The organism is Streptomyces sp. NPDC049541 (assembly GCF_044465725.1).
Lineage (GTDB): Bacteria > Actinomycetota > Actinomycetes > Streptomycetales > Streptomycetaceae > Streptomyces.
In genome coordinates this window covers 151,370-157,889 of the sequence record NZ_JBITLY010000017.1, presented here as the reverse complement: position 1 = coordinate 157,889, position 6,520 = coordinate 151,370, and the positions used below count along the sequence as shown (strand labels likewise).

The following is a 6,520-nucleotide window of genomic DNA, read 5'->3' as shown; positions in this document are numbered from 1 at the left end:
CGGCGAGGTTGTCCTCGGCGAGGGCGTGCAGGGGCAGACTGTCGGGTGCGGTCATCGTGCTGATCTCCTTCGAGCTTCGACACCTCGAAGATCAGCCGGTGGCCGTTCATCTATGCGGGCACCATCCCGACGCCGGAGCAAACCCCCGGATCAGGTCAAACCCGTACACCACTTCCCTGGACGCAACCCGAACAACCCCTTCGACGAGAGGATCTGCCACCGCAACCCCCAAGCGACGCGCCACCCCCGAGCCGCTGCTGTCGGACTGATCCATGGCTTGGTCGTGCGTCACTCACCTTCACGGGTGGCGACCGGCTTTCGGTGTGCCGTGGACGGCTGGGTAGGGTCGCGGTACCCGAGCTGGAGAGGTAGTTGCTTGGCCAACGATATTGTGATTGTGCAGACGACCAGCGACGACCCCATGGAGCAGTACGCGATCAACCTTGCCCTCGCAAAATACGAGCACGATCGTGAGCTGTCTTGAGCGCCCACGGCCTAGGGGCGGCCATGCCAGCCGCCCCGGAGCAGCGGCTACTGCTGACGCTTACTCACGTGTGACACGGCGGTCATGCCAGCGCCGTAGGTGAAGGCAAGGACCGCACCGCCAGAAGCGACGGCGGTGAGGGCAGGCTGCCCCAGAACAGCAGAGCCGATCCACGCAACGAGCCCAGCGATGACGGATACCAGAGCAACGACGACAACGTGATACACGCGGTGGTCACAGGTAGAAGTGGTGGCAGACAAGTAGGGCCCTCCCATACTCCGTCGGAGCGCCGTCACCTGAATCAGGGCAGGGTGCAGCCTGCGCTGGATTCACGTCACAGCGTCGCCGCCCAGCGGGCGTCGCGATAGGGAAGCGCCGGCCTGGCGCGCCTATCGCTCCTCGGATGGAGCGCCGTAGCGGTTGGCCATCATCACCGATGCACCATGCCTTCAAGGATCTCGTCAACCACGTCCATGGTAGCCAACCTTACTGACACCCAGGCAAGTTGGTAGCCGTTTCTTGGGGGGCCCAAGCTGCAGCCCTGGCACCGGCACGGCCTTCGCTCTCACCGTCCTTCTCGCCGCGCGCCGACATCTGGGCCCCGCGGGCAGGCGCGGTGCGGCTGGCGCCGGTGCCTGCTCCGTGGCCGGTACATGACGCCCTGATCAAGGCGCAGCCCCACTACTTCCAGCCCCTTTGAGGAGATCGAATCATGGCCGTGCGTACGCACTGGACCGTGGAGCACGCCTGCTCCCACCGAGTGGATCACGACCTGTCCAATCGCCCTGCCGACAAGCGGGCCAGCTTCGCCCGCTGGCTCGCGTCGAAGGACTGCACCGACTGCTGGAAAGCCGCACGCGACGCCGACTCCGAGTCCAAGGATGGGTGGCTCGCGGCCAAGCGGGCCGAGGAGCAGGAGGCAGCCCTCGCGTGGGCGAAGCAGTTCGACATGCCGCAGTTGGAGGGCCCGGCCAAGGCCCTGGACTGGGGCGAACGCTCCCGCCACCAGCTGATGACATCCGCGCACACCGCGCTCGTCATCGAGGGCACGTGGGACGAGGCGGACTGGGCGGAGCTGGAGGAGAAGGCCCGCGCCATCACCCGTGCCGGATGGTGGATCGACCAGCGCGACGCCGAAGGCACTGACCTGCTCGAACTCCTCGACGCAGCCAGTGAGGCGGACCGCGGGACGGAGAACCCGTTCCACTGACGGCTAGGCAACATAGCCGGATAACGCCGGTTAGCCAAACCGGCGTTCCTCCGGACTATTGATGCTCCCACCCCGCCAGCATCTGCGTGGAAGGAACTCATGTCCCAGCTTCCGCCCACCTCGGCGTTCGCACCGACGCCCGACCCGCTCACCCCCGATCGAGACATCACCCACGCCCACTTCCAGGCCGGTGACACTGTCGTCGTCCTGAAGGGGAAGGCCGGCGGAGAACTGTGGGGCGATGCGATGCGCGTCGTGGCCCCGTCCTGGCACACCCCGACCGACGAGGACGGCTGGCGGCTGCGTGATGCGACCGGCGGCGCCCAGTCCTACGTCACCGCCCACCCCCGCTACCTCGTGCACCTCTCGCGCCGCTGCCCGGACTGCCTGATCTACCTGCGCGCCATGGAGGATGCCCTCTTTACGCGGTTCGCCGACCGCGACGAGCTGATCGACTGCGGCTGGTACACCACCACCGCCCTGGGCCAGCTCGTGCACATCGCGGACATCCGGAGTGGCCGATGACTTCCTCCATGCACCGCCCCGGCCGTTCCGACCTGGCCCGCGAGCGCTCACTGCTCTGCACAGCCCGCGGCCTTCATCAGCACCGGCCGCCCACCCGCACGTCGGGCGGAGCCCCGTCATGATCCCCCGCCTGCACGCGCGGACCCACTCGCCGCGCGACCCGCTCGCCGAGGCACTCGGGCGGCCCCTTTCCCCGAACGAGGGTCTGACGGAGTACACCATCGTCGCCCACTGGCCGGACCTGAACTACTACACCCCCAACGACGAGCAGAGAACTGGACATCCGTCCAGTGGGCCGAGCACCTCGAAGATCCCTACCTGGAGCATCCGTTCACTGCCAGTGCGGACGACGACCGACGGGCGATCCTCCATCTCGACATCCGCCTCCACCCGGACGACCGGGAGCTGACCGGTCCCGAGTGGGCCGAAACCGCTCACCGGTTCGCGCGAGCCGCCGGTATCGAGATACCCGGAGCCGCGGAGCACGGCTGGCGGTGGATCGCCGTCCAGGCACAGCCCGGGCGCCTGGACCTGATCGCCAACCTGATCCACCTCGACGGCACTTGGCGCACCCCGCCCTCAGACATACTGCGGCGCCTTACGGACGAGGCACGCCGCATCGAACAGGACCTCAACTTGATCCCCGCCCGCACCGGACCCGCGACACGCCCCGCTGTCCGTACGGCACCCACCGCATCCGCGCAGTTCGCGAGCCTCCTTACGCAGCTCGCCGACGAGCAGGCCGGCCCGCTGGCCACGGTCCGCGGACTGATCGAGCACACCGCTCACCGCATCGCCCTCCAGCCCGGAGCCGCCAGCACCGAAGCAGCACACGGTCTCGAGCTGATCGCCCGCCGGCTCCACGCGATCCAGCAGGACCTGGACACCACCGCGGCCCACCTGGTCCGCCGGTCCCGGATCGCCGCCGCACCGCCCGTAGCCCGGCACACCGCCCACAGATCTCCGTAGGAGCAACGCCTTCTTGCCCCATACCGGCCGCTTCATGGACATCCGCCGCGACTCGAACTCCAGCGAACTCCTCGCGTGCGGCGGCGACTTGGAGGCACACAGCATTCTCCAGCGCGCGGGATTCATCGCGGTCGTCCGCCTCCACGAGACCTACCACCGCGCCCCCGCCGGCCTCACCGAGGACGACGAGTCCCGTCTCGCCACCGATGCCGTAGCACGCCTGCGGGCTGCCGGGTACCACGTCGACTGCGACGAACCTTTCGACACCGACGCCCGCCCCGCGCGCTATCCCACGCTCGGTACCTCGGTCTCCCACCTCGCCGAACGCCTGCGCGAAGCCACCGACACCGCCGAGGCAGCCGACATCCTCACCGAACTCACCGCGCCCCACGACGGCATCCTCGCCGGGTTGGAGGAAACCCTCGGCGCTCTGGCGGAGTTCTTCGACGGACTCGGCAACGCGACCGATCCGCACACCGCCCGGCGCCTGCACTACCTCGCCGACGAATACGTCCGCGTCATCCACTCTGACCTCGCGCACACCCGCGAACAGCTGGCTGACCGGCGCGCCCCTAACCCCGGCCGCCGCGCCTGCGCCGAGCGGGTTCCCGACCACGAGCCCTAACGCTCCGCCGCGTGCACTGCCGGCCCCGGCACCGCCACCCGTCGGTGCCACCCGCCTGCGCCGCTGAGCCCCCGCAACTGCCCAAGGACACCATGCACGACCACGACACCTCCGAGCGCCTCGCCTCGTACGCCGACGTCCTCGCCGGTGAACTCCCCGACACCTGGACCAGCACCCACCTGCCAGCCGACGCCAAGGACGACCTCGCCGAACTCGCCGACCGGATCTGGGACCTGGACATGGTCGCCGCCTCCCTCGCCGAGCACCCGCTGACGCAGGCGGCCGTCCTCAGCCGCCCCGACGGCGCCCAGCTCGCCCTCCTGGACCGACACGACGGACGCGACGGCTTCCTTCTCGCCGCCGTCGCCCCGCGCGCCCTGCCCGACGAGGCGTACCGCGCTGTCCCCGAGCCCAACGGCATCGTCCTGGCAGACGACCCCTTCCTGAGCGCCGAGCAGGTCGCCGGCGATCTGCTCGCCCGCTACGACCGTGCGCTCGCACAGGTCCGGCACAACGCCCTCGGCGGCATCCAGCCCTCCCAGCCGGACCGGATCGTTCTGACCTGGCAGCCGGACGGCAGCGTCGCCACCGCCCCCGCCGACGACCGTGCTGGCACGATCCTCATCGCCCACGGCTTCGTCCAGGACCCGCAGAGCGGCATCTACCGCCTGGAGGGCGACGACACCCACGCCCAGGCCCGCGCCCTGCGCAAGATCGGCCCGCAGCTCGACGCACTCGGCATCGGCACCGCCCTCCAGCACCCCGCCGGATGGACCGCGCCCGCCTCCGCCCCGGCACCCATGCCGCCGGTACCGGCCGGCACCCGTACGCCAACCGCCAGGACTCGATGAACCAGGCGGAGGCCGACCTCGGCATCCGCCCTGCTCCTGACCGGTTACGACGTCAACAGCACGCCCGACGTCTTCGACGAAGCCACCTACCGGTAGGCCATGCACGGCCTCCGCACCCGAACGGCCTGTCCCGCCGCACAGCAACTGGCACCGGCTGGCTCCCCGTCGCACTCCGCGCCGGTCCGCCCCGTACCCCGTAAGACGCCCGGGCGGCCCCGGCACCCCACCGGGGCCGCCCAGCACACAGCCCGACTCCCGGAGAAACCCGTAGCACCCCGCACTCCCCCACCGATCAGCAACCGGCTCAAGCCCCGGCTCGCCACCGCCCTCTTCCGTCGCTATCTGCGCGCCTGCATACCGAGCGGCCCCGACCACACCTCCCCTCTGGCCGGCGCCCGCCCGGAGGCCGTCCTCACCGAGGCACAGCTCGTCGGGCAGCGCCACCACCACTGACCGTCCACCGCCCCGGAGGAGCATGTCCCACCCCGCCCCCTACCCATTGAGACTCGCCGACGAGATCACCCGCCAGCTCGGCCAGCTCGCCGACCACCTCTCCCAGCTTCCTCCGCCCCAGGCCGCGCAAGTCATCGCCCGCGTTCTCGACCCGGACAGCGGAGTCCTCGGGGGCGTCACGCAACTCGTCGCCACCGGAAGCGTGTTCGCCAAGGACCAGGCAGAGCGCGGCGCGCTCCCCGCAGAGGTGTGGCTCGCTCTGGGCCGTGCCTCGAACGAACTGCACGACATCACCCTCGACCTGGACGAACACAAGGACACCCTGCAGCACGTCTGCGCCCAGCCCGCCACCACTGCGGCGAAGCCCCCAGTGCCCGCACCGCTCGTCGTCCGGCGGCGTCGGTGAAGAAGAAGCAGTGGCAGGGCTGGGGGCCCGGCGAGCAGGCCGAGCAGCACTACCTCGTCCAGCCCCGTGCCCTGGCCGGCGGCGGCGACGTCCGGCACGTCTCGGAGTTCCTGCGCGCCTCGGGCTGGCGGGACAAGTCCAAGACCGGCGGCCCCTTGTTCATGGAGAGCCCGGACCGGACCGTCCGCGTCGCCTACGACCCTTACGTCCTTCCCGGCGGCTGGACCATCCACGGCCGGGCAGATGGTGCCAGCGGCGAGTGGTCGGCGCACCTGGGCCGTCAAGCCCCGGTGGAGATCGTCGCCGGCCTGACCGACGCCCTCACCCGTCCCCGCTCCGCACACGCCCCCAACGTCTGGGCTCCACTGCAGGAGCAGAACTGGCACACGCGTTTCGAGGGCGAACACTACGTGGCGACCAGCCCCGATGGCACCGCCTGGATGCAGTACCGCCAGAACCCCGACGGGGCGGCGATGTGGTGGACCGGAGCGCAGGATAAGCAAGGCAACGGCTGGACGGCCCACTTCACGCCGAACACCCCGATGCACCTCGTGCAAGCCTTCTCCACCGAACTCGCCAGCCCCGACCCCGTGATGCGCCCGCGCGGACGCGTCCCGCACAGCGCGCAGATCCGCACCTGGTCTGTATCCGTCAAGCCCTCCCAGCTCAGCGCCTGGCAGCAGGCCAGCATCACGGCCGCCCGAGCCCGCCACCTGGGCCCGCAACAGCTCCCGAAGCACCAGACCGCGCACCACCGCCCGTCCCCACGCCGCCGCCGGCGGCGCACGAACCCGCCACTGACCACGGACACCCACCACCCCGAGGAGCCCGATGCCCGCACTCACCCCGGACACCATCCGCGCCGCGACCGACACCCTGTGCCGCCTCACCGAATACCTGCGCGAGAACCCCGACCCCAAGGAGGCACTCGCTCTCGTCGAGCCCCTTCTCGACGAATACACCGGCCTGCCCATTTCAGCTCGGCGACACCCTGCGC

At 70.2% G+C, this 6,520-nt stretch carries 8 protein-coding genes and 1 pseudogene; all 9 read left to right on the top strand.

Annotated elements, in window-relative coordinates; genetic code table 11:
* Positions 1-1,196: 1,196 nt before the first annotated feature.
* The 9 genes and pseudogenes from ACIBW9_RS39810 to ACIBW9_RS39770 all read left to right on the top strand — a co-directional run bounded on the left by ACIBW9_RS39810 (position 1,197) and on the right by ACIBW9_RS39770 (position 6,324).
* Positions 1,197-1,694, top strand: a complete 498-nt coding sequence (locus ACIBW9_RS39810; protein ID WP_398962920.1) for a hypothetical protein — start codon at positions 1,197-1,199, stop codon at positions 1,692-1,694.
* Between the two features lie 99 nt (positions 1,695-1,793).
* Positions 1,794-2,219, top strand: a complete 426-nt coding sequence (locus ACIBW9_RS39805; RefSeq protein WP_398962917.1) for a hypothetical protein — start codon at positions 1,794-1,796, stop codon at positions 2,217-2,219.
* Between the two features lie 118 nt (positions 2,220-2,337).
* Positions 2,338-2,628, top strand: coding sequence for a hypothetical protein (locus ACIBW9_RS39800; RefSeq protein ID WP_398962914.1), 291 nt, complete (start codon positions 2,338-2,340; stop codon positions 2,626-2,628).
* A gap of 227 nt (positions 2,629-2,855) precedes the next feature.
* Positions 2,856-3,188: a hypothetical protein gene (locus tag ACIBW9_RS39795; protein WP_398962912.1), complete on the top strand. Its 333-nt coding sequence runs from the start codon at positions 2,856-2,858 to the stop codon at positions 3,186-3,188.
* 13 nt (positions 3,189-3,201) lie between these two features.
* Complete coding sequence (locus tag ACIBW9_RS39790; RefSeq protein WP_398962909.1) at positions 3,202-3,813, top strand: hypothetical protein; 612 nt, start codon at positions 3,202-3,204, stop codon at positions 3,811-3,813.
* 92 nt (positions 3,814-3,905) lie between these two features.
* The gene (locus ACIBW9_RS39785) at positions 3,906-4,664 is read left to right on the top strand and encodes a hypothetical protein (RefSeq protein WP_398962907.1); all 759 of its coding nucleotides are present in this window, start codon (positions 3,906-3,908) and stop codon (positions 4,662-4,664) included.
* Between the two features lie 99 nt (positions 4,665-4,763).
* Positions 4,764-5,117: a hypothetical protein gene (locus ACIBW9_RS39780; RefSeq protein WP_398962904.1), complete on the top strand. Its 354-nt coding sequence runs from the start codon at positions 4,764-4,766 to the stop codon at positions 5,115-5,117.
* Between the two features lie 22 nt (positions 5,118-5,139).
* Positions 5,140-5,523 carry a hypothetical protein gene (locus ACIBW9_RS39775; RefSeq protein ID WP_398962901.1) on the top strand — a complete coding sequence of 128 codons (384 nt, stop codon included), beginning with the start codon at positions 5,140-5,142 and terminating at the stop codon, positions 5,521-5,523.
* A pseudogene (locus tag ACIBW9_RS39770) lies at positions 5,520-6,324 on the top strand (DUF317 domain-containing protein). Before ACIBW9_RS39775 ends, ACIBW9_RS39770 begins: the two are co-directional and overlap by 4 nt.
* The last annotated feature ends 196 nt before the right edge of the window (positions 6,325-6,520 follow it).